This window comes from Neobacillus sp. PVCKKU3, from assembly GCF_058323225.1.
Map to the genome: position 1 here is coordinate 20,446 of NZ_JBLVQN010000007.1, position 26,342 is coordinate 46,787.

Consider the following 26,342-nt stretch of genomic DNA (forward strand, 5'->3'; position numbering starts at 1 on the left):
AAAGCCACAATTATTCAAACGATTTTTGCAATGAAATCGAACCCGATTTGGAGTCGGCGTAGATCTTTAACATTTTATCAGGATGATTGACGGACTCGAAGCGAAGCGATTTTTGAATCATTTCACTCTTTTCATCTAAAATTTGTACACCGACAAGCTTCAGGTTAAAGCCGCCCAGGTTGGTCTTAAGCTCACCATTTACCGGCAGGCTCTCCGGGACATACAAATCAATTGGGCCTGACGTTGTTTTGGCATGAATCCATTCGCAGCGGTCACCACTCAAGTTCACGCTGACGTGCCCATTAAAGGATTGGGCCTCCGCCTTTTTAAAATCACCATCAAGCTTTATCGAACCATTTATCGTCTCGGCCTCGAGCTCATCAAAGCAGCTGTTCTTGACCTTGATTTTCCCGTTCGCTGTTTCTATCTCTGCTTTCGTACCTGTGAGCTGTTCCAGCTTAATTTTTCCATTTGCGGTTTTCACTCGCAAATCATTTACATTAATATCACCACCGGAAATGGAGCCATTAAAGATTCGCACCCGTACCTTATCATACTGCGCTTTGGGCACGAACATCACGGCTTCCACCTTCATCCATTTTTGCTGGGTTAAAAAGCTCAGCTTTTCGGACTCCACTGTAAACGTAACATCCCGTAAAAAGTTTTGGCGGGCCTGATCCTGATTGTCAACGCGATAAACCTTTGCCTGGCACTCCACCCGAACATCCGGCTGATCCCAAGCAACGAGTTTCACAGAGCCATTCGCAAGGTCAATATCCATGTCCTTAAGTTCTACATTGCCATGGTGAAAAATATGCGAAATTTCATGGGAATGGCCAAAATTCAGGTCCAAATCAATCTCTTTTATTTTTTTCAAGGCACTATCGACAAATTCAAAAATCTTTTCCTTTGTCGATTGATACTTAGCAAAAACAGGATCTTCCTTTTTTGCCTCCTCAAAGTGAACGGCCGATGATAGCTCATTTAGAATTTGCGCCTGCTTTTGCTCCATCGCAGCTTGAGCCTTCTCCAATTCTTCGAGCAAGGTTAAGGCTTCCTCAACTGACAGCTTACCCTCTTCGACCATTTTTAAAATTCGCGTACGTTCCTCTTTCATGGTTTCCACCCTCTAAGGTTTAATATTTTTCTTCATAAAATATTATTCAGCCACTAAGACCTTTACGCCTTTTATAATGTTCCATATGATCACAACGACCCATATGATCGCAAGGACAATCAGACTAATAATAAAAACAAAAGGGAATTGATTTTCGAAGTTGGCAAAATCAAAAATAAAAGCCACAACAGCCAAAGGCGTTAAAACGGCCGGCAGCACATGCGACAGCAATGATTTTTTGGCATGCCCTTTGGTAACTTCATCCCCTGATGCAAAATAAACAACCAATGGGAAAAGAAATCCCGCAAAAAAAATGCTGAAATAACACAGACTTGATAGAACTTTTCTCGATTCCATTTTCTCCACCACCCCTTATCCTTTATTTACGGATTGGGCCGGGAAAGGTTTCGAAATTTTGAAGTCGCTGCTTTTTATAAATCCGCCCGGTACGTTCGGTATTTATTTTCAAAAAACTTCTGCAGTCCGTCGGCAAATAGATTAAGAGAAAAAATGGTGATGGCGATGGCACCGATGACAGAAAACGGAATCCATTGATAGGTAAAAATGTCAGCGGTGATGGTCCTAAACATCGTCGGCCAGGCCAAGGATGTATTCACAACCTCATATGAACCACCCTCTAAGGTAACAAATTTATGCGTCACATAAATATGAACGACCCCAAGTTGCGCTATTAAAAAGAGTACTCGTCCCATATCGTTGATAATTAAGATAATAATAGTTGGAATGACGACGGGCAGATAGTATTTTTTAAAAAGACTAAACGGCGAACCGCCGGCCGCAATGCCCGCTTCAATATACGGCCTCCGCTTTGTTTCCTTCATGTGATGGAGAATGACGTCGGCTACCCTTCCTGTTTCGAGGATGGCAATGACTGCAATCATCCAGGGACCGCGATTTTCCGAAAAAAAGATAAATGGCAGCGTGACGAAAAAGGACACGAAAAAAATGGGCGGCATAAAGGAAAACAGCTGCTGCCAGCCGTGAAGCAGTTTTTCCAAGAGCCTTGAGTAAAACGCCCCGATAGCAAGCGGGATGGCCAAAATATATCGGATGATGACCACACTTACGACAATTGCCAATGTTTCTTTTGCCCCTAGGATAATCTGACTAAGGATGTCCACCCCATATTTGTCGGTGCCGAGCGGAAATCCTTCACGCGGCGGAATCGGCGGCAGAATAAACTTACCCTCTTCTGTTTTCACCACTCCCGTTTGTTCCAGGTTTCGATCAACAAATGGCAGGTAGGGACCGGCAAACATTATAAATACCAGCAGCAGCAAAAACAGCGAGCTTACCCATAGCTTCCAATTCTTCATGTCTATCGATTCCTTTCCAGCGGAGAAACCAGTCCCCTGGCAATTTCCGTCAGAATTTTCGCCACAAAAATAAAGCCAGTAAACAGGATGATGTACCCTGCGGCCGGGTACACCCCAACCTTGAAATGCTGGCCGGTTACAAAAGACGCTGGCGAGGTTACGGTTTCATAGAAAAAGTAGGCGGCTCCGCGATAGTTGGTTAAATATTCGACAATAAACAAGTTTGATAGTGTGTAAAGGGTAATGGTGTTGGAGTGGCTCAAGATTTTAAGGAAACTATTTTTTAAGACATGGCGGTACAGCACTTTAAGTGAGGAAGTTCCCTTCGAAAAAGCGGTTCGTATGTAGTCCATCCCCTGCTCGTCGCGGATGCTGAAAAAGGTGATGTTCGCGATGTAAAATAACGGATAAATGGCCAGAAAAATGATGTCAAGAACGACGACGCTCGGTTCGCCGCTGCCATACACTTTGATATGGGGCAGAATTCCGGCTTCATAAGCCTCCATGATGAGAAGCTGCAAGGCAATGATTAAAAATAAGTCGGGGACGGAGAGGAAGAATCTTGTCGTGCTGACCCCCAGCAGTTTTCCTTTTTTGTCCCTGATCCTATAATCGAATATCCCTTTGGCAATGCCCAGAAAAAAGCCCATGAGAAGCGCCGGAATTGTAATCAGCATGCTCTTTTTAAAGGTCCGCCAAATATTTTCTGTCAGGGAAAAACCATTGTACACAGTGCCAAGACCTTTGTTTTCCTTTATATAGTGAAAGAATTCTTTGAACTGGTCAACGTGAGCTTCAATAGTATAGGAGTATTTTGCACTTAAAAACATCCCTCTTGGCCCGGTTTGATACTCTGTTGTGCGCGGCAGGAATAACAACGTTAAAAATAAGAAAATGGTAATCATCCATAATAGAAATTGCTGAAGGATTCTGCGCAATATCATTGGGTAATCTCCTTTATTTAGTCTATCTAACTACTATTTTACCAATTTCTTGAATTGTTTTCAATTTCAGGAAGTTTAAGGATTGGACTCTTGGGGTTGTCCACTAGACCTTGGGAGTTATCCGCTTAAATCCCGATTATATCCGCCAAAACTTTGGGTATATCCGCCGAACTGTGCAGCATATCCGCCAATTTCCCGCCATTATCCGCCGAACACCAATTCCGAGGTCAGCAACATCGAGTAATCGGTAATTTCCCAGACAAAAAAGAGCCGGTCCCACTTCTTAAGCGGTTCCGGCTCTTCCTAGACCTTATCTATGCATTAATAGCACTTTTATCTTCAATTTCCTGTTTCATTCTTAAGCGGTCGCGCTCGAGGATGGGCTTTAAGTACTTACCTGTGTACGATCCGGGAACTTCAGCAACCTTTTCCGGCGTTCCCGTAGCGACAATCGTACCGCCTTTGTCGCCGCCCTCTGGTCCGAGGTCGATCAGGTAATCGGCGGTTTTGATAACATCCAGGTTATGCTCTATGACCAATACGGTGTCGCCATTCTCGACTAAGCGCTGCAGCACCACAAGCAAACGTGAAATGTCGTCTACATGGAGGCCGGTTGTCGGCTCGTCCAAGATATAGAACGAACGGCCATTGGAGCGGCGGTGCAGCTCGGAGGCAAGCTTGACGCGCTGTGCTTCCCCTCCCGACATCGTCGTTGCCGGCTGGCCAAGCCTCATGTAACCTAGTCCCACATCATAAATAGTCTGGAGCTTGCGGCTGATTTTTGGAATGTTTTCGAAAAATTTCACTGCGTCCTCAACGGTCATATCGAGAACTTCAGAAATATTTTTGCCTTTGTATTTTACCTCGAGCGTTTCACGGTTGTAGCGTTTACCGTGACAAACCTCGCAAGGAACATAAACATCAGGTAAAAAGTGCATTTCGATTTTAATAATCCCGTCACCGCGGCAGGCTTCACAGCGGCCGCCTTTTACGTTAAAGCTGAAGCGGCCCTTTTTGTATCCTCGGACTTTGGATTCGTTTGTGGCAGCATACACATCACGAATGTCATCAAACACACCGGTGTAAGTTGCCGGATTGGAGCGTGGCGTCCGACCGATTGGTGACTGGTCGATATCAATGACCTTTTCTAAATGTTCTATACCATTAATACTCTTGTGTTGGCCTGGCTTCGTTTTTGCGCGATTAAGCTTCTGTGCCAGCGCCTTATGAAGGATTTCATTCACAAGCGTACTTTTTCCAGAACCGGAAACGCCCGTTACGGCGATAAATTGCCCTAATGGAATCTTCACGTTGACATTTTTTAAATTGTTTTCGGCCGCCCCTTTGATTTCGACGTAGCGGCCATCCGACTTGCGGCGTTCAAGCGGAAGCGGAATAAACTTTTTCCCGGACAAATACTGGCCTGTCAGCGAGTTCGGATCGGCCATCACCTCTGCCGGTGTTCCAGCGGAAACGACTTCACCTCCGTGCACCCCGGCACCCGGACCAATATCAATCAAGTAATCCGCGGCCATCATCGTATCCTCATCATGCTCAACGACAATCAGCGTGTTGCCGATATCACGCATATTTTGCAGCGTCCCAATTAACCGGTCATTGTCCCGCTGGTGAAGCCCGATAGACGGTTCATCCAAGATATAGAGCACGCCTGTCAACCGGGAACCGATTTGTGTCGCCAAGCGGATCCGCTGAGCCTCTCCCCCTGAAAGTGTCCCTGCCTGCCTGCTTAAATTCAGATAATCGAGACCAACATTGATCAGAAAGCCTATGCGCTCGTCTATTTCTCGTAAAATCAATCTGGAAATCTGCTCTTCTTTTTCAGAAAGCTGAAGGCTCGAGAAAAAGGCCTTCGCTTCATCAATGGCAAGTTCGGTTATTTGTGAGATATGACGGCCGTTGATTAAAACAGCCAGTGCTTCTTTCTTCAAACGGTAGCCTTTACAGGTTGGGCATGGCTGATGGCCCATGTATTTTTCCATTTGCTCGCGGATGAAATCAGAGCTTGTCTCCTTGTAGCGGCGCTCGACATTGCTAATGACACCTTCAAATTGGATATAGCCCTCGCGGAGCTGCCCAAAATCGTTCTCGTAGCGGAAGTAAATTTTTTCCGAACCTGAGCCATAGAGAATTTTTTCAAGCTGGTGTTCCGGAAGGTCCTTTACAGGAATATCCATTTCAATACCATAATGATTGCAGACTGCTTCCAGCAGCTGCGGGTAATATTGTGAGCTTGTTGGTTCCCATGGAGCAATCGCATGCTGCTTCAAGGTCAAATCTTTATTTGGAATCACCAAATCGAGATCAACCTCAAGCTTTGAGCCCAAGCCATCACATTGCGGGCAGGCTCCGAACGGACTGTTAAATGAGAACATCCGCGGCTCCAGTTCCCCAATCGAAAATCCGCATTGAGGGCATGAGTGGTTTTCACTGAACAGAAGCTCTTCCTCGCCAATCACGTCGACGATTACCTTTCCTTCGCCAAGACCCAAGGCGGTTTCAATGGAGTCCGCGACACGAGCGGCGATACCTTCTTTAATGACAATCCGGTCAACAACCACTTCAATCGAATGCTTTTTATTTTTATCAAGCTCAATCTCGTCGCTCAGGTCGAGCATTTCCCCGTCAACTCGGACACGGACAAAGCCCTGCTTTTTAATGTCTTCAAATACCTTAACATGCTGTCCTTTACGCCCTGAAATCACAGGAGCGAGGATTTGCATTTTCGTCCGTTCCGGATATTCAAGAACACGGTCGACCATCTGCTCAATGGTTTGTGAGGAGATTTCAATATGGTGAATCGGACAGGTTGGATGTCCGACTCTGGCAAATAACAATCTTAAATAATCGTAGATTTCGGTCACCGTTCCGACCGTTGAGCGCGGATTCCGGCTAGTTGTTTTTTGATCGATTGAAATTGCCGGAGACAAACCTTCGATCATGTCCACATCGGGCTTATCCATTTGTCCGAGAAACTGCCTTGCGTAGGCCGAGAGTGATTCCACATAGCGGCGCTGACCTTCTGCATAAATCGTATCAAACGCGAGCGAGGACTTTCCTGACCCGGAAAGTCCTGTCAATACAACAAGCTTATCTCTCGGAATGGTGACATCGACATTTTTTAAATTGTGGGTTCTGGCACCTTTCACAATTAATTTTTCCATTGCCATGCATTACGTCATCCTTCCGTTTATAAAAGCGGTGTTTTGTTACCCTTCCGCCTTTAATTCCAAAATTAAATCACGAAGCTCTGCGGCACGCTCAAAATCAAGCGCTTTGGCGGCAGCCTTCATTTCTTTTTCCATATCGCCAATCAGTTTGTCTCGTTCCTTCTTCGTCATCTTGCCAAATGCTGCAGTCGGTTTGTAATCTTCCTGTTCTTCCGCCGCATGGGTAGCGCGGATGACATCACGGATATCCTTCTGAATAGTCTTAGGCGTAATGCCATGCTTTTCATTGTACTCCTCTTGTATAGCACGGCGGCGCTTCGTCTCGCTGATGGCCAATTCCATTGAATTGGTCATTCGGTCCGCATACATGATGACATGACCGTTTGCATTCCGGGCCGCCCGGCCGATCGTCTGAATCAAGGAACGTTCCGAACGGAGGAAGCCTTCCTTGTCGGCATCAAGAATGGTAACCAAAGAAACCTCTGGAATATCGAGACCTTCCCGGAGCAGGTTGATTCCGACCAAAACATCGTATTTACCAAGACGAAGCTCACGGATAATTTCAATCCGCTCAAGCGTTTTGATCTCAGAGTGCAAATACTGGACCTTGATGCCAATTTCCTTCAGATAATCCGTTAAGTCTTCGGACATTTTTTTCGTTAAAGTCGTGACCAGGACGCGTTCGTTTCGTTTAACGCGATCCTGAATTTCGCCAATCAGGTCATCAATTTGCCCTTGGATTGGACGGACATCGATGGTTGGATCTAGTAGTCCAGTTGGGCGAATGATTTGCTCTATCATTTCTGGTGTATGCTCTTGCTCATAAGGTCCCGGTGTCGCTGAAACGAAGACGATGTTATTGATATGTTTTTCAAACTCGTCAAACGTGAGCGGTCGGTTATCCAACGCAGATGGAAGGCGGAAACCATGTTCAACCAGAACTTCCTTCCGCGCCTTGTCGCCATTGAACATTCCCCTGATTTGCGGCAGGGTTACGTGCGACTCGTCAATTACTATAAGGAAGTCTTCTGGAAAATAATCTAATAATGTATATGGTGTCGAGCCTGCCGGTCTGAGGGTCAGATGGCGCGAGTAGTTCTCGATTCCGGAACAAAAACCCATTTCACGCATCATTTCTAAGTCATAGCGGGTGCGCTGTTCCAGCCGCTGTGCCTCCAGCAGCTTATTGTTTTCACGCATTATGGCAAGCCGTTCTTCAAGCTCTTTTTCAATATTCTCGATGGCTATTCGCATCTTCTCTTCCCTGGTAACGAAGTGGGATGCCGGGAAAATTGCCACATGATCGCGTTCACCGATGATTTCACCGGTCAGGGCGTCAACCTCGCGGATCCTGTCAATTTCATCCCCGAAAAATTCAACCCGCATACAGTGTTCATCGCGGGAAACCGGGAATATCTCGACCACATCGCCACGTACACGGAACGTCCCGCGCTTAAAATCGATATCATTTCGTTCATATTGGATATCAACCAGACGATGAAGCAGCTGATTGCGCTCAATTTCCATGCCAGTGCGGAGGGAAACCACCATCTCCCGGTATTCCTCCGGCGAACCGAGGCCGTAAATGCAGGATACGCTGGCGATGATGATGACGTCCTTGCGTTCGAACAAAGAAGAAGTCGCGGAGTGCCGCAGTTTATCAATCTCATCGTTGATGCTGGCATCTTTTTCAATAAACGTATCTGTCTGCGGAACGTACGCTTCCGGCTGATAATAATCGTAATAGCTGACAAAATACTCTACTGCGTTGTTTGGAAAAAACTCCTTGAACTCACTGTAAAGCTGGCCGGCTAATGTTTTATTGTGGGCGATGACAAGGGTTGGTTTATTAATTTCCTTTATCACGTTTGAAATGGTAAAAGTCTTCCCCGTACCTGTTGCACCAAGAAGCGTCTGGTACTTCTTATTGTTTCGGATGCCTTCGACAAGTTCTTTAATGGCACCCGGCTGGTCGCCTTGTGGGGAATACTTTGAAACTAACTCAAATTGGTCCTTCACACGGTTTCCCTCCCTTTTTAGAAAACTACCGTTCACACTTTCTTGAGGCAGCTAGAAAGTGTATCCTCCTAAATTTCATATTAACATTTTAACACATTTACCCAAAATCAAACCAATAATATGCGAACTAATATTCGTTTTTTATCTATTTCCTTCTTTCCTTTGTAAAAAACTCTTTCTAGTAAAAATAAGAGGTCTATTTTTACCGGTGGCACCCTCTTTTACCCTTCCCAGGGCAAAAAGAGCCTCATTTAAACTAAAAAAAGCCTGCCAATTAAGGCAGACTATTATCCATCAATTTTTCTAACGGTTTTGGGCTTCATTTTCGCGGCGAGCCAGAAGCCGGCGGTCAGCGAAAAGGCATCAATGACAATCAGGACAAACGTATTGGTATACCCCTTGTATACAGAAGCTGCGATAAGCGCCACCGTCAGGACAAGGCCAATCACCCGATTGTATGTAACCCTTGTAAAAAATAACACTAATAAACCTGGCATGATAAGCGCCGATAAATGGCGAATAACCTCTACCAATGGGATCCCCCACCTCTTCATTCTGTTAATTCATTTTAAAAATTCACAAAGAAAATTGCAACAAAAATAGTTCCGAAGCGGGGGCATCCTGAAAAGCTGCCTATTTTTCCAGTCCAAGACTGCTGGTTTTAGAATCAGTAAACATACTTGCCACGACAAATCCAGCCAGGGAAATCAGGATTGGCAGCACCACCGTGTGCACGCCGAGGGAATTAGGATAAAATCGGTCAAAGATAATGTACGAACTCATCCCCAAAATCATCGAAGTAATCGCCCCATATTTATTCCCCTTGCTCCAATACAAGCCTAAAATAACCGGCCAAATAAACACGGACTCCAAGCCGCCAAACGAAAATAGATTGAGCCAAATGATTAAATCCGGCGGACTCAAGGCGAGCAAAATGACCATGACACCAATAATCGCCGTTACGCTGAAACTTACCTTTTTAATTTGCTGGTCGCTGGCGGACGGTTTAATATAATTTAGATAAACATCCTTCACCAATGCCGAGCTGACCAAAATCAACAGGGCATCAACTGTTGACATGATGGCCGCCATCGGAGCCGCCAGCACGATACCCGCAACAAACGGCGGGAGCACTTTCATGGAAAGCAGCGGCATAACGGTATCGCCGATTTTAACACCTGGGAGCACTGGTCTTGCGAAAACGCCAATGAGGTGCATGCCAAGCATGATAAAGCCGACCACAACTGTTCCAATGATAATGGCATTATGCATTGCCTTTGAGTTTTTATAGGACATGGCCCGAACCGCAATCTGCGGCAGACCGACGACGCCAATCCCAACTAAAATCCAAAACGAGGAAACATACGCCGGTGTTAAAGTGCGTTCGGCACCAAATGGGCTGATTAAGTTAGGATTTTCTGCCGCCAAATCGGATATGATCCTTGGGATTCCTCCGCCTGCCTTAATGGTGGCAATAAGAAGAATTAAAGTTCCCATGAACATGACGACACCTTGAATCGTATCCGTCAGAGCAACAGCCCGGAAACCGCCCACAATAACAAAAACAAGGACTGAGAAAGCAAAGATTAATAATGCAACCGTATACGGCAGTCCAGTTAACGACTCCACCAACCTTGCCCCGCCAATCCATTGAGCCGTCATCGATGAGAATAGAAAAATAATAATACTGGCTGCTGATAAAAGAACGACTGTTTTGCTATGATAACGATTTTTCAAAAAATCAATCAAGGTAATGGCCTTATACTGGCGGGAAATAATCGCAAATTTCTTTCCCAAGACCATTAAGGTAAAATATCCGGTCGCCAGCTGAGCCATCGCCAGCAGCACCCAGCCCAGACCTTGTGTATAGGCTACACCCGGTCCGCCGATAAAGCTTGAAGCACTGCCATAAGTGGCGACCATCGTCATCGCAAGAATGAAACCGCCCATTTGACGTTCACCTAAAAAATATTCCTCCAAAAATGAGTTGGATTTGAGGACAAATTTATTCGACCAGAAGCCGACAGCAAAAATGATGAATAAAAAAATAATTAATGGCGTAATGACTGCCCAGTTCACTCGGCATTCCTCTCTTCCTCTTCAAACGGTACATCTTTAAATAGAAACTTCACGGTCAGGCTGACAAGAATGACCATTACGATAAATCCGGCGATGCAGCTATAGAAAAACCAGGCCGGCAAGCCGAATATGTATGAGTAATCCTCTACCTTTTTGGACCCCAAACCGTAAGCAAACCCGTACCACCATACAAAATTGATTACAACCAAAACCACGCCGATTAACGCTTCCCGGTGGGCAATCTTAAACCGCTTGTCCAGTGGGTTATCTCGCTTCTTCACAAAACCCCTCCTAATCATCACTTTAATGCATTGCCAAGCGATGCCTGACCTCGAATGCTTTAAAGCGTTAATTCTTCCCTATGATACGGGATATAATTCCAATTTCCTATTTTAACGAATAATGAATATTTTACCAAACCTAATCACTTGAAAAAATAGGAGAAAATTCCCTCTTTATGTTGAAGAATGCTTATCAAAAGACGAAGTATGTTTCCGATTTTTGGGATAATTTAACTATTTTTAACATTTAATATTTTAAATATTTACAATTTTCCGTACCAATTTTATTATTAAAATAGATTCTATTTTCTTAGGGACACTAAGTTTTTTTAGTAACCCTGTAGGGGGAATGGTACATAGCGTAAGTTTTTTATAGAACAAATAGTGAAAGCGGTTACAAATATTGTCTAGGAGGGGCTTTATGAAAAGAAGAAAACTATTTTCTACAGCACTAGCGCTATCTTTAGGGCTGGGAATGCTGAACGTGGCCGCAGTACCTACCGGAAAAGCCGCAGGGCCGGCAGCAAAAGTATCGGCACAGGGGTCAACGGTTGACCTGGGGATTGCTAATGATGAGAGATTAATAGAAATGCTAAAGCGCCAAGGGAAAATTGCTAAAAATGCAAGCCCTGCAGAGGCGGAAAAGGCATTACAACAATATCTAAAAGCAAAAGGCAAAGCTTTCAAGACAAAAGACCAGCTCCCTGCCGGAATTGGCACAGTTAAAGAAAGTACCAAGCCAAAATCAAACGGACTAAAAAATGGAAATGGTAATAAATTAGGACAGGCTAATAAAAATACTGTAGATCCTGTTCAAAAAGAAGGATATAACGGAGAGGTCCGTCATGACAAAGTTCTTGTTCTGGCGATTGATTTCCCAGATTACGAGAAAAGCTCGATCACTAAAGATGAGACGGACATGTGGTATGAGGACTATACCCATGACCATTTCCAAGATATGATTTTCGGAGCAAATGGCTACGATGGCCCTAACGGTGAAAAGCTTGTTTCGATGAAACAGTATTATGAGCAGCAATCAGGCGGTAGCTATACGGTTGACGGAACGGTAGCAGGCTGGTATACGGCGGATCATCCTGCTGCTTACTATGGTGGAAACTATCCGACGCCGGATGGAAGCGACGCTCGTCCAAGAACCTTAGTGTATGAAGCTCTCACTAAAGCAGGGCAGGATCCAAATGTTGACCTGAGTGAATATGATGTTTGGGATCGTGATGATTACGACAATGACGGCGTTTATAATGAACCAGACGGTATTATCGACCACCTTATGGTGATTCATGCTGGAGTCGGTGAAGAGGCCGGCGGTGGTAAATTAGGCGGTGATGCTATTTGGTCACATCGCTGGAATCTTGGAAATTTAGTTGCTGTACCTGGGGGAAAATCGAATAGCGATCGTTTTGGTGGCCTTTTAGGGGCGTACGACTACACCATCGAACCTGAAGACGGCGCAGCCGGAGTATTCTCTCACGAATTCGGTCATGACTTAGGTCTTCCTGATGAGTATGATACTCAATATACAGGTGCTGGAGAAGCAATAGAATATTGGTCCATTATGTCAGCAGGCAGCTGGGCCGGAGACATTCCTGGAACTGAGCCACCGGGATTTAGTCCATACGCAAGAGAAATGCTGCAAAATCTGCATGGCGGGAACTGGTTGAGCGGAACAACTCTTCATTCGGATAACATCACAAAGGCAGGCACGACTGTCCTTCTTGATGAAGGGGTAACAAAGGGTACGAATAATGATGCGGTCAGAATTGACCTGCCAGACAAAGTAAATGTCCTGAACACGCCAAAGGACGGAAAATTTGAGTATTATGGCGGCAAAGGCGATGAAGCAGACCATAAGATGGTAGCTTCTGTTGATTTAACAAATAAAACTAGTGCTACCCTTGATTTTGATACCTGGTACAACATTGAAAAAGAGTGGGATTACGCCATGGTACAAGTATCAACTGATAACGGGGAAACATGGAAATCACTGTCAACAGACCGAACAAGCTCTAAACTTGACCCTAACGGTTACCCCGCAATCAAAGATAACCTTCCGGGCTATACCGGTTCAAGTAATGGCTGGGTGCATGAATCAATTGATTTATCAGCATACAGAGGACAAAAAATTCAGCTGCAATTCCGCTCTATGACAGACTGGGCTACCAATTTAGACGGCTTCTTCGTTGATAATGTAAAAGTGACTGCCGACGGCGCTCAGGTATTCTTTGATGGTGCAGAAGACACCCCTCAATTTACATTAAACGGCTTTGAAAAGCATGATGGCAAATATACTACTACCCATTATTATCTATTAGAATGGCGCTCCCATAACGGTGTCGATGCAGGTTTATCCCACATCCGCCGCGGCGCAACCCTAATGAGCTATGACCCTGGCCTTGTTGTTTGGTATGTTGATGAATCCTATGATAACAACTGGACGGGTATCCATCCTGGAGATGGCTTCCTAGGTGTCGTAGATTCTGACCAGCACGCTCTAGCCTGGAGCGATAAAACTGTCAGCTCCTCTCGTTACCAATTACATGACGCTGCATTTGGCCTAAGCAAAACTGAAAAAATGTTCTTGAATTACCCAGGGCAATTTACGTTAACCGACAACTTCACCCAGCGCAACCCGCTATTCGATGACAAGTCCGACTACAGCAATCCAGGCCTTGTCGATGCTGGCCGTAACATACCAAACTACGGATTAAAATTCCGTGTAGTTGGAGAAAGTGCTGACGGCACAGTTGGAAAAGTATTAATCTTTAAATAAGAAAACAAACAAGGGTATCCTGCACTTTATTCGTAGGAACCCTTGTCTTATTTTCTAAACCTTTTTATCAAAGTAACAACCATAAAAAATGAAAGTAAACCTAAGATGATTTTCCCTTGCAAACTCCAATTCAAAACCTGCTTCACGGAGTAAGCCTCTATTAATAGGGCAGGAATTTTTCCAAGCGTGCTGGCGATGGAAAAATTAACGATCCCCACCTTGCTTCCGGCACTAACAAGCGTCACCACTCCAGAAGGGATAAAAGGTAAAATCCTAAGTGCGATTATCAGAAAAAATGCTTCCACACCCTGCGTATTTTGCAATCTTTCTAAAAATTTATTTTTAATCGAAATCTTATTTTTTACCCTGTTTATACCTTTTCTATATAAATAAAAACTAATTATGGCTCCAAAGGCCTCACCAAGAATCGAAATTAACAGACCTTGGTCAAATCCGAAGAAAGTGATGTTGGCCGCAGTTAGAAAAACGCTCGGAACAACCCCTAAGAAACTAATGATGATATTCAACAAGATACTTAGCCATATTGCAAATGTGCCGCTGTTTTCAAACCAAGCTAATATGTGCGCCTCCATCTGTTCCTCCGATCAGATCGTTCCTTATAACATTCTTCCATTTTATAATTTACCGGCAAAAAAATATAGGGCGTCCCACAGGACACCCAGTTTCATTATTTTAATAAATTTCGGATAACAAGATTAGTCAGGTTCGGCACCACTTCAAGTGAATAGGTCATTTCCATTCTTTCAAGCTTTTTATGGGCATCTAGTCCATAAGGGCCAATATTGATAACCGGCACATTTAAGTCGCGGATGTCTTGGTACTCCACATAATGCTTTGTTCCCCAGCCAGGATTATTATTGGAAACAGCCTCTATGCCTGCTTCGTCATCGCTTAGCGCAACAAAGCTCATATCAGAGATATACGGGAAGAAATTCCGCGTTACAATCGGATGTGGATAGGCGGGCTGAATCGATTCCACTGCTTGATTTAACGCATCGATCAAGGCCTGTTCCGGCTCTGTCTTGCCTGACAGCTCGATTCTTGGAGAATAAAGGGATGAATAGAAAAGAATAATGGCAGGATTTTTGTCCTTCATCCAGTTCCACGCCTCTTCTACGACCCTTGCTGCAAACATGCGGGTATCCAGTTCCTTATCCTCTAATAAACTCTCTTTAAATTGATTCATATGCGTGATAAAGGTATCACCGTGCTCCATAACCAACTGTCGTTCCATTTCTTCATATGTGAACACCCTTGGCTGCCAAGGATGTTTGAAATATGGTTCGCCGCTTAAGCTGCTAAACTGCTTATATCTTTCATCAAAAGCATTCAAGGCGTTTTCAAATGCAATTCGAGCCTGCTCTTTTAATTTCACCAGGACATCCTTCGGAGACCAGGAATGAATGAAGAAATTGTAGTATACATAGGCCGCCAACGCGGTCTGAACGGTATAAGACGGTTTCAGGTCTGTTTGTTTTAAAGAAACAGGCGGAACCGTGATTTCACCAAAGGCTTCGTTGCAAAGCTCAGGATTGTAATCAATCTGCTTGGTCAGCTCCGCCGCGATAAAGTTAGGGTCTAGCCCTTCAAAGCATGAGCCTACATGCGTTTCCGCACCTGTAATGAAAAACGATGGTAAAAGCTTGCCCACTGTCCCCATATAGATATAGCGATTCTCATCTCCTGCAAAGCGCGGGGAGACAAAATCGGAATTGATCGCCGCAACGTATTCAAAACCATGCTCCTGTTTCCAGCTTTTCAGGGTCTTTAAGGCAGATAAAACTCCGTGAGAGCTGTCCTCTTCATCACATTCTGCCAATAAGACAATATTTCCATCAAGCTCTTCGGGATGCTCAGAATAATATTTTAATAGATAAAGATGGCTGGCGACTCCGCTTTTCATATCGAGCACGCCTCTGCCAAACAGCCAGTCGCCCGATTCTAAATGCTCTTTCGCCGACGCAGGCAGTTCCTCCCTCTTTAACGCATCCATTAGTTGATCCGGAAAACACGCATGTTCTTTTAGGTGATTAAAGTCATCAATGCCAACCGTGTCCATGTGTCCCATCAAAATGACCGTACGGCTGCTATTCCCTTTTGTGCCTTTGACAAATGCCAAGACATTATATCTTTCATGTTCATCATGAATGGTTTGAGGCATCGTAACGTAAGAAGGATTTTTTGAAAAATAAGGAAAAGAAGAAATAAATGTATATAAAGAATGGGCAATTGTTTTTTCACCCGTTGTGTTCACGATACTTTCTATATTCACGAGCTGATTCGTGAATGCCAATACATCCTCACGGCATTGCAGCATCATTCTGACCCCTTTTTTAAAAATTTTAGTATTGTAGAAAAATGTATACCAAATAACAATTTTACGTCAAGTCTTTTGTAATAGATTAAGTATTCTAGAAAAATTATACTTGCCTATGTATAAATATTTATTTATACTAATATTGCGAAATGAATAATAATTCCTCATCTTTAAGCTTTTGAGATGAGGTAGAGGTCGCGATTTATATAAGTATCCTATTAGAGATTCAGTGAAATCTATGAAAATAGGAAAAAGGATAAATCGCCGAAGCCTCTGAAATCACTGTTTTCAGAGAGCTGGGGCTGTACTCGAAATGGGGCAGAACTGTCACAATTCATCTAAGAATTGTGGAGAACTATCTAATTCAAAGCTTTTAATGAGGGTGTCAGGCACCGTCACATGGACGGTGCTTTTTATATTAAAAAGGGGGAAGCATCATGAGAAAACTTATGATATTAGTAATTTCTGCATTACTTGTGATTTTAGCAGCATGCGGGTCGAAGGAAACAGCTAAAACAAACCAGGCAAAGGGTGAAGATTTAGGCCTAATTAAAGAGGGCACATTGTCGTTTGCGATGAGCGGGCAATATCCGCCATTAAACTTTAAGAAGGATGACAAATTAACAGGTTTTGACGTAGAGATTGGAAATGAGATTGCTAAAAGAATTGGTGTAAAAGCAAATCCTGTAACAAACCAATGGGAAACCATCATCCAAGGATTAAAAGCAAAAAAATACGATGCGATTATCGGGAGTATGACAGCAACACCTGAGCGTGATAAGCAAGTAGACTTCACAAATCCATATTATTTATCAGGCGCCCAAATTTTTGTTGCTGATAACAACAGCACTATTACTTCAAAAGATGATTTAAAGGGAAAAACAATTGGTGTCATCCAGGCAAGCACCTGGAAGGATATGGCCCTTGAACTATCCGATCAAGTAAAAGGATATCCATCCGATGTTAATGCTCTTCAGGACTTGGCAATTGGCCGTTTAGATGCCGTTATTACTGATAAAATCGTCGGTTTGAATGCCAAAAACGAAAAGGGTTTAAAAATCAAGGCGATTGGCGACCTGCTAAATGAGGACCGCGTTAGTGTAGCAGTAGCAGAGGGAAACAAAGAACTTGCTGATAAAATCAACAAAGCCATTGACGACATGCAAAAAGATGGCACTTACGAAAAGATTAGCAAAAAATGGTTCAACGAAAACTTACTTAAAAAGTAATCACCCGCACATCTTTAAGATGGAAAAATAGGAAAATTGGATAACGTAAGCTCCATTCCTTGGGGCTTACGTTTTTTCAAAGGAGGTTGAAATGAAATCATGACTTTTTTGCAAAATATAATCGGCATCCTAAGTGAGCATGGTGTTGCCTTCTTGAAAGCCTCATGGATGACGATTTCCATTACAATTATTTCTCTACTATTTGCATTAATCATTGGAATCATCTTTGCCGGTTTAAAACTCTCTTCTATCAAATTTCTTAATTGGATATCAGATATTTATATTGGGCTGATCCGCGGGACCCCGTTAATCGTCCAAATCATGTTCCTGTATTATGGAATCGCTAATATTCTTACCCTAGACAGCTTTACAGCCGGTGCGCTTGCATTAAGTATCCATACCGGCGCGTATATAGCGGAAATTTTCAGAGGGGCTGTCCAATCGATCGACCGCGGTCAAATGGAAGCTGCCAGATCGTTAGGGATGTCCTACCCGCTTGCAATGCGCAGAATTATTTTTCCACAGGCCTTCAAACGAGCCATCCCGCCGCTGGGGAATCAGTTCATTATCAGCTTAAAGGATTCTTCCCTGGTTGCCTATATTGCTGTAACAGACTTATTCAACACTGCCCTTACCGTCCAAGGGGAAAACTATATGCCATTTGAAACCTACTTTGTTGTCGGACTCTATTATTTGATCATCGTGTTAATTTTCACCTGGTTTACAAACCGATTGGAGAAAAGGTTGGATGTCAGTAGACCGAAGGAGGCAGCAGCCGCATGATTGAAATTAAAAGTCTATCAAAATCTTTCGGGGAACTTCACGTTTTAAAAAATATAGATTTACTCGTAAAAGAAAAAGAGGTTGTTGTCCTCATCGGTGCGAGTGGTTCAGGGAAAAGCACCCTTCTCCGCTGCTTAAACTTTTTAGAGACAGCAGAAGCCGGAGACATTATCATCGATACGGAAAAAATAAATCCTGCAAAAACAAATCTAAATAAGATAAGGGAAAAAGTAGGAATGGTATTCCAGCATTTCAACCTATTCCCGCACATGACCGTGGTAGAAAATATTATTGAGGCCCCTGTTCATGTAAAGGGTGTTTCTAAAGATCTGGCCCGCTCCAAAGCAATGGACCTACTGAAAAAAGTAGGACTGCAGGATAAAGCCAACTTCTACCCTGACCAATTATCTGGCGGACAAAAGCAGCGTGTAGCCATTGCCAGAGCATTGGCAATGGAGCCAAAAGTGATGCTATTCGACGAACCAACGTCGGCATTGGACCCTGAGCTTGTGGGCGAGGTACTTCAAGTAATGAAGGATTTAGCCCGTGAAGGAATGACAATGGTCATCGTGACACACGAAATGGGTTTTGCAAAAGAAGTTGCAAGCCGGATCGTAATGCTTGCTGACGGCAATATAATAGAAGAAGGACATCCAAGTGAAATCTTCGCCAATCCAAAGCATGAGCGGACACAAAGGTTTTTAAACCAGATTTTATAAGAATATCACGGTGAAATAATTCATTTTTTTAAGAGAAAAAGGTACAGGCTGTCGAAAAACTCGACAGCCTTTATTTCTTTCGACACTTCGGACAAAACCTCCTCGATAACAGAAGGAAATGTCCGAACAAAGGGCTTTTTATAAACTTGATAGCCTATGATTTCTTTTTAAAAGAAACCACTAAAGCAATTAACCCTACAATCAGTGCTGCAATAGATAGGTAGAGCGGTACGTTCGATGAAGCTGCATCTTCCGTTTTTTGATCTTGGCCAGCTGAAGTGTCCGCCTTTTTTTCGGTTTGGGCAGCACCATGACCATGCCCATTATCTCCTGCAACCGCCGGATGGACAACGGTGACTGAAGCAGGCTTGTCCGCATCCGCTGCTCCTACCCATTCTACGACACTTCCATCCTGGTACGTTTGGTAGGCTTTCCAGACAATTTTCTCGGCTTTGTCGCCAACTTTTCCGGACATGTTAAACATTGCAAATTCTGTAGGTGATAAGCCTTCGCCTTCTGTAGTCCAAGTAACACTTGTGATTTTGCCCGTCGTATCCTTTTGAAGGTCATATTTCCAGCCCGGTTTTGGCTCAAAACGAGTCACATCGACATCATCTGGAATTTTCACTTCAATTTTCGTTGTTGGTACCTGTTCATTTTCTGAAGGTACTTTAACCGTGAATACTTCATATTTCCCCTGTGATGTCTCACTGGGCTGAACAGTAACATGGGCACTGGCGATTCCAGCAAAAAGAGATAAGGCCCCAATCATTGATAACATAGATGTTAAAAGTTTTTTCATATTAAATTCTCCTATCTATTTTTTAATAAACAACAAAATCTTTATGGTATACCTTTTCATTATCCTCAGAATCCAAAATCCGGACCTCCGCAGTCCAGTTTCCCGAGAACGGCAGATAATTGCCCTCAGTCATAAAATGGGCATATTTCCCTTGATTGTAAACCTCCAGCGGAACATGAATCGGAGCGACATCAGAATTGTCTTTGTAAATCAGATTAAGCTCTATTCGTTTAATCCCAAGCCCTTTCTCATGTGAATTCGCCTCCACCATAAATGAGTTGGTACCTGGCACCTTAGGTGAAATGTTTGTTGTAAAATCCATTCCATCCACTTTTTCATTCCAATATAACGGCTTATTTTCCGGAATCGGACTAAGGTAGGTAAGAACCCCCACAATACATACAATGCTTAGCATGAGAATAAAATCAAGCTTTACCAGTTTACGAATATTTCCTTCCGCCTGTTTTTTTAGATAAAAACGTAATGTCCCGGCAACAGCGATCACGACTAGAACGAGAACCGTTTTAACCAATAGCATGGTGCCCCACCGTGTATCTAAAAGGTATTGTATTTTTGGCAAATACATAAATGTAGAAATCAATCCTGTTCCAATCAACACCACCATACTGACAAGGGCCGCCGTAGAAAATACTCCTAAAAACCTTTGGACATGTTCTTGAAACTTTTTATAATAGAGCAAAATGTAGAGCAAACCGCCTGCCCAAATGGCTGCTGCCAGCAAATGAAGCAGGTCCAAGGAAACGGTTAAGAGCCTTGGTTCAAAGGCAAACGCATGGCCGTTGATACTCTTAGCCGCAAGAATCAGCAATACCCAGACACTATCTATCCAAGGGTTACGGAACAATATGAAAAATCCAAGAACCAATAAAATTGTCGTGATCATCCATGATAGACCTGCTGTTGTATCCATCATCATGGCGGTTAAGTTACTTAGGTTCCATTTGTCTAGGTACCCGACTGCCGAGATGGCACCAAATCCGATATTGGCAAGCAAAAGGACCAATAACGCAAGGAGTGCCCTATTTTCATAACTGCGTTTTAACTCTCCAGATTCCGCCCATTGTTTTCTCAGCCATACTCCCCACCAAATCCATCCGGTTGTAAGAAGCAAGGCTAGATAAAAGAAAATCCGTCCCGCTGATGTTATAGGTGATACTTCATTCTCTTGTTGAATCTGGGCAGTCTTACTTTTGCCAGTAACTCCTGCTCCAACAGAAAATATGTAAGACCCTTTAACAGGATGGCCGTCCGCGGAAATCACCTGGTAGGATACCGTATAATTACCGTCTACTAGTTTTGGTAATTTCAAGTCCAATTCCTTTTTATCAGCACTTAGCTTTGCTTTTGTTCTGCCGATTTCTTTCCCGTTCTCACCGAAAACTTTTAGCGCGAAAAATTCATTCTCCAACCTTTCGTTAAACGCTAGAGTAATTTCTTTTGGGGAAGACTGTAAGTGGGTATCTTGGGCCGGTACAGCCTTTTCCAAAACAGCATGGGCAAATGCCGCCTGTGGTGTTGCTAGTAACAACAACACCCATAATAATAAGGTATAGGGAAGGGATCTTTTTAAAATCACCATCACCCCCTTTTTCCACTATTAAAAAGTTTACTAATATAAAATTAAGATTTTCAGCCTTTTTTTTATATGACTCTTAGGGGCTATTTTTTAAAAAATCAGTCTGAGGTGTTCATAAAACCGTCACAGTATTGTATCGTTAGTATGATCAACAGATATGCCGTTTATAAAGGAGAAGCTTTAATGTCCTACCGTTTTCTTCCGTTTCTTACCGCACTAATCCCGACTATTTTAATCGGTGGTTTTGAATTTTTTCGTCATAGTGAGCTGCTCCATAAAATATCGATGGAGACTGGAAATTATTTAATTACTATCCTAACTTTTCTTATTTCATATGCTTTCGCCCTTTGGATTTTCCGTTTAATGAAAAAACAAAATAAACGAATCACCATTGAAAGGGAAATGCGGGCCATCTATGAAGAAAGAGAAAGGTTGGCAAAGGAATTACATGACAGTATTGCCCAAACTCTGTTTTTATTAAAGGTTCATTTAAAAAAAGGAAAGCTTGACGAAGCAGGAGCTCTTGTCAATTCTATTGACACCCAGCTGCGACAGGCCATTTTTAACCTAAGGATAAACCCGGCAGAGGATGTTTCTTTTTCCAAAAGAATCGAAAATTGGCTGGAAGACTGGAGTACTGTCTCGGGGATTGATATAGATTCCAGCATCGATGTAAAGGATGCTTATTTCACCTCTGCTCAAGAGGTACAGCTTTTTGGCATTATTCAGGAGGCTTTTGCAAACATCCGAAAGCATTCGGAAGCTTCGAATGTATCCTTCAAATTTCATGCCAATGATAACCAGTGGATATTGGAGATTCTAGATAACGGAGTTGGATTTGAAGTGACTAATATCGGTCTTAAACAGTACGGGATTTCGATGTTAAAGGGCAGAGCAGAAAAGCTCGGTGCCTCATATGAAATTACTTCAAAAATAGGGCTTGGAACAAAAATTATGCTGCGAGGTAAGAAATAATGGACCATCCATATCGTGTGTTAATTGCCGATGATCATCCGCATGCGCGTGAAGCTATTGTCACCATGCTGGAGGATGACAAAATTTTTCAAGTAATTGGACAGGCTAAAAACGGAGCGGAAGCAATTGAACTAAGCAGGGAACTTATTCCCGATATCGTTTTAATGGATATTGAAATGCCTTTAATAAATGGGTTGGAAGCCACAAAAGTGATTAAAGAGAATTTGCCTTTTATAAAGGTCATTATTTTAAGTGTTTCGGATAATGTGGCTGATTTATTCACAGCGATACAATATGGTGCTCAAGGGTACCTCCTGAAGAATATGGACCCAGATGATTGGCTGCAGTATCTTTACTCCATCGTCGAAGGGTCGAGTGAAGCAACGCGTGGTATGGCTGGAAAGCTTCTTTATCAATTCAGAGAAAAGGACCTGCAAGACTCTCCGTTTGCAAAAGCACTTACTCCACGTGAAAAAGAGATTTTGTTACTGCTTACGGAAGGGATTACCAATAAACAGATTGCTGAGCAATTATATATTGCCGAAAATACGGTGAAAAATCATATCAAAAACTTATTGGAAAAACTGGGACTAGAAAACCGTGTCCAGCTGGCTTCTTATGCTATTAAACACCTAAAAGCATAGAGGAACCTTTGGCAAAAGCCTAAAGGTTCCTCTTTAGATAATGACGTCAAACACCCTTACTTACCACGAACTTCTCTTTTTTACGGGACCAGTTATCCCTTTACAAATCGGCATAATTTCGCTCGAAATTATCCCCCAGTTCTCTTCAGACTATTTTTTCTAAACTTACTGAACCCTTTACGTTTGAAATCTCGTCAATATAATAGATAATTTTCCAATTATCTATTAAATCTCCCATATTTATATTGTTTTTGAATTATTTGTAAAATATTCTATGATTAATATGAGAGAAAAATAAATTACTAGACGGGGGTACGCAGTTGCATGAAGAAAAAGGTATGGATTTGGATTGTATCGATTGCAGCAGTATTAATCATTGGGGGAACGGCCGCTTATTTTTTTACCAAGCCACAGAGTCAAATGGCAGGAGCGGAACCAAAAACAACAATGGGAATAACCGTTCAAAAAGTAAGTCAGAAAGAACTGGCCCAATCGATTCTCGTAACCGGGAAAATTGTGCCTGAAAGTGAGCAAAAGGTGTTTATCGAGCCACCAAAAGGAGCAATCAAAGAAATTAAAGTGGCAGAAAACCAGGCTGTCAAAGCCGGTGATGCGCTGCTGGTATACGATTCCACCAAAATAGAAAGCGAACTTACTAGAGCTGTTCGCAGTAAGGATTTGCTTACGAGCAGAGCCAAAACGGAGCAAAATCAAATTGCTGACCTAACGAAGCGCCTTAATGATGCGAAGAAGAAAGTGCAGACTCAGGCTTCCACTTCGGAAAGTACAGAAGAGGCTCCTGTTACCCAAGAAAGTGTAAATCAGCTGTCGAATGAAAAAATTCAGCTGGAGATGCAATATGAAAACACAAAATCTGAAATTGCCACCACTGATGATAAGATTAAAGAGCTAACTGCGCAGAAAAATGACATGACGGTTGTAAGCAAAATGGATGGCATCATCGTGAAGGTTGACCCTAACGTTGCCAAAACGGAAACCGGGTCAGCAGAACCTGTCATCCATATTATTTCAAGTCAGCCATATAAAGTGATTGGGACCATGAGTGAATTTGACGCTGTCAAGATTCAGCACGGGCAGCCCGTCATCATTCGCCCAAAGGTATTTAAAGACCGGGAATGGAAGGGGACGATCGAATCTGTTTCCCAGTTCCCTTCGGCAGACGGTGGAGGCGCCGGTGGGGAATTTGGAGGCCCTCCAGGTGGAGGCAACGTGACGATGTATCCGTTTAAGGTCGCGATAACGGATGATACTTCAGAGCTGCGGCAAGGCTTCCATGTTTCTTTAGAAATTAAAGTCGGCGGCGCCGAAAAACAACTTGCGGTTCCACACCCGGCGCTTGTTGATGAAGGTGGAGTCAAGGTGGTCTATGTTTTAGCAGATAAAAAGCTGGAAAGACGTGAAGTGAAAACAGGTGCAATGAATGATGAATTCATTGAAATTAAAGATGGAGTAAAGCTTGGTGAGCTTGTCGTCATCACGCCAAATGAACAAATCCATGATGGAATGGAAGTGACCTCTTTTGATGAAGCTAAATAATATCACAAAAGTCTATGGAAAGGGTTCACTTGAGGTTCCAGTCCTCCATGGAATTGATTTAACCGTTGAAGATGGAGAATTTATTGCAATCATGGGGCCATCAGGGTCTGGCAAGTCGACGTTGATGAATATCATTGGTTTTTTGGATTACCCGACATCTGGAATCTATGAATTAAACGGCGAAATCATCAACTCCGCAAAAGAGAGCGCCTTGGCAAAATTAAGGAATGAGCATATCGGCTTTGTTTTTCAACAGTTCTTTATGTTTCCAAGGGACAATGCTTTGAAAAATGTTGCCTCTCCGCTCATTTATGCAGGGATATCAAAACGGGAACGAAACGAAAGGGCGAAGCAGATGCTTACCAAGGTCGGTTTAGAAGACCGGATGAAGCATCTACCCAGCGAATTATCCGGAGGTCAAAAACAGCGGGTCGCCATAGCCAGGGCTCTTGTCAACAATCCCACAATTATTCTAGCAGATGAGCCAACTGGGGCTCTCGATTCAAAAACAAGCGCCCAAATCATGAAGCTATTTACCCAGCTGAACGAGGAAGGAAAAACGGTGATTATCGTTACCCACGAAGAAGAGATCGCAGCCTACGCGAAGCGGATTATTACAATAAAAGATGGCATGATTACAGATGACCGGAGTGTGGTAGCCTCATGAATATTTGGGAAAGCTTTAAAATTGCCTTTTCCTCGATTTGGAGTCATAAGGTGCGGTCCATCTTAACGATGCTTGGGATTATTATCGGTGTTGCCGCTGTTATCATTATAGTAGCAATTGGACAAGGTACCAGAACTAAAATGACGAATGAATTTTTCGGAACCGATAAAAATGCGATTAATATTTTCTATGAATACGTTCCCCCAGAAGGTGAAGAACCGACGTTTTGGATGGAACCTGAGCTTACCAACGATGATGTCCAAACACTTGCTGAAGTTCCCGGCGTTAAGGCAGTTATTGCGACTAATCAAGGCTTTGGCATGATGGTGCGAAATGATGTGCAGGGAGACATGCAAATCACCGGTGTCGGTGCTGAATACTTCTCTGCCAGAAAAGTTAAGGTTCCGGAAGGCCGGTCCTTTTATGCAGCAGATAATGACGGGCTGAATCGAGTAGTCATGATTGACACTGTTGCCCGAAAGAAATTCTTCAAGGAATCTGAAAATCCTATTGGTGAAATTATTGATTTAAACGGCAATCCTTATAAAGTCGTTGGTGTCTATGAATCACCTATTCCTGAGCAATTCCGGAACAAGGATAACGGTGAAATGATGATGCCTCGGGCTGTCATTTCGATGATGTTTGGCAATCGGGAAATTGAACAATTATCTGTGATTGCAAGTGATCCTGAGAAAGTTTCAGCGACTGGCAGATTGGCTGCAGAAACCTTGACAGAAAAAAAAGGACTGGAAGATGGAAAGTATACAACAAATAGCTTCGAAGATTATGAAAAGGAATTAAATAATATGATTTCGTTGCTGACACTGCTGATTGGAAGTATTGCAGGTATTTCCTTGTTAGTTGGCGGGATTGGCGTCATGAATATTATGCTAGTTTCGGTTACAGAACGAACAAGGGAAATCGGACTTCGGAAAGCAATCGGCGCAACACGCAGAAAAATACTCCTGCAATTTCTAATTGAAGCGATTACGTTAACTTCTTTGGGAGGACTGATTGGAATGGGGTTAGCCACAATCGGTACGATAATTGTTTCAAAAGTATCACCAATTACTGCCACAATGAGCCCATTAATTGTGCTCATTGGAATTAGTTTTTCTGCCTTTATCGGGATTATTTTCGGCATCCTCCCTGCTAATAAAGCATCAAAGCTTAGTCCAATTGATGCTTTACGTTATGAATAAATTGAATTTGATGAATTAAGGCAAAAAGCATCAAACTAGTTAAATTTCATGTTTGATGCTTTTTTGCCTGTTAATA

The 26,342-nt window shown here is 43.1% G+C and carries 22 protein-coding genes and 1 riboswitch; of the genes, 9 read left to right on the plus strand and 13 right to left on the minus strand.

Annotated features, from left to right (window positions below; genetic code table 11):
* Window positions 1-10: 10 nt before the first annotated feature.
* The 9 genes from ACNQGS_RS06565 to ACNQGS_RS06605 form a co-directional block, all read right to left on the minus strand.
* Window positions 11-1,117 carry a DUF4097 family beta strand repeat-containing protein gene (locus ACNQGS_RS06565; RefSeq protein WP_491486633.1) on the minus strand — a complete coding sequence of 369 codons (1,107 nt, stop codon included), beginning with the start codon at window positions 1,115-1,117 and terminating at the stop codon, window positions 11-13.
* A 42-nt stretch (window positions 1,118-1,159) separates the two neighbouring features.
* Entirely contained in the window at window positions 1,160-1,474 is a 315-nt protein-coding gene (locus tag ACNQGS_RS06570) for a magnetosome magnetite crystal formation protein family (protein ID WP_464491520.1), read from the minus strand.
* A gap of 74 nt (window positions 1,475-1,548) precedes the next feature.
* Complete coding sequence (locus tag ACNQGS_RS06575; protein WP_491486634.1) at window positions 1,549-2,454, minus strand: ABC transporter permease subunit; 906 nt, start codon at window positions 2,452-2,454, stop codon at window positions 1,549-1,551.
* A 2-nt stretch (window positions 2,455-2,456) separates the two neighbouring features.
* Entirely contained in the window at window positions 2,457-3,398 is a 942-nt protein-coding gene (locus tag ACNQGS_RS06580) for an ABC transporter permease subunit (protein WP_491486635.1), read from the minus strand.
* Window positions 3,399-3,712: 314 nt separating this feature from the next.
* Entirely contained in the window at window positions 3,713-6,586 is a 2,874-nt protein-coding gene (uvrA, locus tag ACNQGS_RS06585; protein ID WP_491486636.1) for an excinuclease ABC subunit UvrA, read from the minus strand.
* Between the two features lie 39 nt (window positions 6,587-6,625).
* Window positions 6,626-8,605: an excinuclease ABC subunit UvrB gene (uvrB, locus tag ACNQGS_RS06590; RefSeq protein WP_491486637.1), complete on the minus strand. Its 1,980-nt coding sequence runs from the start codon at window positions 8,603-8,605 to the stop codon at window positions 6,626-6,628.
* A 287-nt stretch (window positions 8,606-8,892) separates the two neighbouring features.
* Window positions 8,893-9,138 (minus strand): CsbA family protein, encoded by a 246-nt coding sequence (locus ACNQGS_RS06595; RefSeq protein ID WP_261363790.1) that lies wholly within the window; start codon window positions 9,136-9,138, stop codon window positions 8,893-8,895.
* Between the two features lie 100 nt (window positions 9,139-9,238).
* The gene (panF, locus tag ACNQGS_RS06600) at window positions 9,239-10,684 is read right to left on the minus strand and encodes a sodium/pantothenate symporter (RefSeq protein ID WP_491486638.1); all 1,446 of its coding nucleotides are present in this window, start codon (window positions 10,682-10,684) and stop codon (window positions 9,239-9,241) included.
* Entirely contained in the window at window positions 10,681-10,965 is a 285-nt protein-coding gene (locus ACNQGS_RS06605) for a YhdT family protein (protein ID WP_491486639.1), read from the minus strand. The genes panF and ACNQGS_RS06605 overlap by 4 nt, the downstream gene beginning before the upstream one ends.
* A 421-nt stretch (window positions 10,966-11,386) precedes the next feature.
* Here ACNQGS_RS06605 and ACNQGS_RS06610 point away from each other — a divergent pair, with 421 nt between their 5' ends.
* Window positions 11,387-13,753: an immune inhibitor A domain-containing protein gene (locus ACNQGS_RS06610; RefSeq protein WP_491486640.1), complete on the plus strand. Its 2,367-nt coding sequence runs from the start codon at window positions 11,387-11,389 to the stop codon at window positions 13,751-13,753.
* Between the two features lie 47 nt (window positions 13,754-13,800).
* Here ACNQGS_RS06610 and ACNQGS_RS06615 read toward each other — a convergent pair whose 3' ends face one another.
* On the minus strand, window positions 13,801-14,346 hold the full coding sequence (locus tag ACNQGS_RS06615; RefSeq protein ID WP_491486641.1) for a TVP38/TMEM64 family protein: 546 nt from the start codon (window positions 14,344-14,346) through the stop codon (window positions 13,801-13,803).
* 95 nt (window positions 14,347-14,441) lie between these two features.
* Window positions 14,442-16,091, minus strand: a complete 1,650-nt coding sequence (locus ACNQGS_RS06620) for a M20/M25/M40 family metallo-hydrolase (protein WP_491486642.1) — start codon at window positions 16,089-16,091, stop codon at window positions 14,442-14,444.
* Window positions 16,092-16,272: 181 nt separating this feature from the next.
* Window positions 16,273-16,457: riboswitch (Lysine riboswitch) on the plus strand.
* Window positions 16,458-16,525: 68 nt separating this feature from the next.
* Between ACNQGS_RS06620 and ACNQGS_RS06625 the strand changes: the two genes are divergently transcribed.
* From ACNQGS_RS06625 to ACNQGS_RS06635, 3 genes are all read left to right on the plus strand, one after another.
* Window positions 16,526-17,320, plus strand: a complete 795-nt coding sequence (locus ACNQGS_RS06625) for an ABC transporter substrate-binding protein (protein WP_491486740.1) — start codon at window positions 16,526-16,528, stop codon at window positions 17,318-17,320.
* 99 nt (window positions 17,321-17,419) lie between these two features.
* Window positions 17,420-18,103: an amino acid ABC transporter permease gene (locus ACNQGS_RS06630; protein ID WP_491486643.1), complete on the plus strand. Its 684-nt coding sequence runs from the start codon at window positions 17,420-17,422 to the stop codon at window positions 18,101-18,103.
* On the plus strand, window positions 18,100-18,822 hold the full coding sequence (locus ACNQGS_RS06635) for an amino acid ABC transporter ATP-binding protein (RefSeq protein WP_491486644.1): 723 nt from the start codon (window positions 18,100-18,102) through the stop codon (window positions 18,820-18,822). Before ACNQGS_RS06630 ends, ACNQGS_RS06635 begins: the two co-directional genes overlap by 4 nt.
* Before the next feature lie 154 nt (window positions 18,823-18,976).
* Here ACNQGS_RS06635 and ACNQGS_RS06640 read toward each other — a convergent pair whose 3' ends face one another.
* Both ACNQGS_RS06640 and ACNQGS_RS06645 read right to left on the minus strand, forming a co-directional pair.
* Window positions 18,977-19,624: a YcnI family copper-binding membrane protein gene (locus tag ACNQGS_RS06640; RefSeq protein WP_491486645.1), complete on the minus strand. Its 648-nt coding sequence runs from the start codon at window positions 19,622-19,624 to the stop codon at window positions 18,977-18,979.
* A gap of 22 nt (window positions 19,625-19,646) precedes the next feature.
* On the minus strand, window positions 19,647-21,221 hold the full coding sequence (locus ACNQGS_RS06645; RefSeq protein ID WP_491486646.1) for a copper resistance CopC/CopD family protein: 1,575 nt from the start codon (window positions 21,219-21,221) through the stop codon (window positions 19,647-19,649).
* A 183-nt stretch (window positions 21,222-21,404) separates the two neighbouring features.
* On the opposite strand from ACNQGS_RS06645, the gene ACNQGS_RS06650 reads away from it, so the two are divergent.
* The 5 genes from ACNQGS_RS06650 to ACNQGS_RS06670 all read left to right on the plus strand — a co-directional run bounded on the left by ACNQGS_RS06650 (window position 21,405) and on the right by ACNQGS_RS06670 (window position 26,266).
* Complete coding sequence (locus ACNQGS_RS06650) at window positions 21,405-22,196, plus strand: sensor histidine kinase (protein WP_491486647.1); 792 nt, start codon at window positions 21,405-21,407, stop codon at window positions 22,194-22,196.
* The gene (locus ACNQGS_RS06655; protein WP_491486648.1) at window positions 22,196-22,840 is read left to right on the plus strand and encodes a response regulator; all 645 of its coding nucleotides are present in this window, start codon (window positions 22,196-22,198) and stop codon (window positions 22,838-22,840) included. Before ACNQGS_RS06650 ends, ACNQGS_RS06655 begins: the two co-directional genes overlap by 1 nt.
* A gap of 324 nt (window positions 22,841-23,164) precedes the next feature.
* On the plus strand, window positions 23,165-24,397 hold the full coding sequence (locus tag ACNQGS_RS06660; protein ID WP_491486649.1) for an efflux RND transporter periplasmic adaptor subunit: 1,233 nt from the start codon (window positions 23,165-23,167) through the stop codon (window positions 24,395-24,397).
* Complete coding sequence (locus tag ACNQGS_RS06665; protein ID WP_491486650.1) at window positions 24,381-25,064, plus strand: ABC transporter ATP-binding protein; 684 nt, start codon at window positions 24,381-24,383, stop codon at window positions 25,062-25,064. The genes ACNQGS_RS06660 and ACNQGS_RS06665 overlap by 17 nt, the downstream gene beginning before the upstream one ends.
* Entirely contained in the window at window positions 25,061-26,266 is a 1,206-nt protein-coding gene (locus tag ACNQGS_RS06670; protein WP_491486651.1) for an ABC transporter permease, read from the plus strand. Before ACNQGS_RS06665 ends, ACNQGS_RS06670 begins: the two co-directional genes overlap by 4 nt.
* The last annotated feature ends 76 nt before the right edge of the window (window positions 26,267-26,342 follow it).